Below are 356 nucleotides of genomic sequence, written 5' to 3' on the forward strand. Positions count from 1 at the left end.
ATGCTGCACCTGAGCCGCGAACAGGCGGAAGGCTTCTATGCAGTACACAAGGAACGGCCCTTCTTCAAGGATCTGGTCGAGTTCATGATCAGCGGCCCGGTGATGGTGCAGGTGCTGGAAGGTGAGGACGCCATCGCACGCAATCGTGAGATCATGGGTGCCACCAATCCCAAGGAAGCCGCCCCGGGCACCATTCGTGCGGATTTTGCCACCAGCATTGACGAGAATGCCGTGCACGGATCCGACGGCCCGGACACCGCACGCAATGAGATCGAATTCTTCTTCAAGCCTGACGAGATCTGCGCACGCACCCGCTGATGTCCTCTTGGCGGTCGTCCAGTATGAACATCCGTGCC

1 protein-coding gene is annotated in these 356 nt (G+C 59.3%); it reads left to right on the forward strand.

From position 1 onward, the window contains the following. Window positions 1–318 (forward strand): nucleoside-diphosphate kinase (gene ndk / locus B1C78_RS14070; protein ID WP_077279808.1); only part of this gene is annotated, 318 nt, incomplete at its 5' end. Window positions 319–356: the final 38 nt, after the last annotated feature.

This window comes from Thioalkalivibrio denitrificans, from assembly GCF_002000365.1.
Lineage (GTDB): Bacteria > Pseudomonadota > Gammaproteobacteria > Ectothiorhodospirales > Ectothiorhodospiraceae > Thioalkalivibrio_A > Thioalkalivibrio_A denitrificans.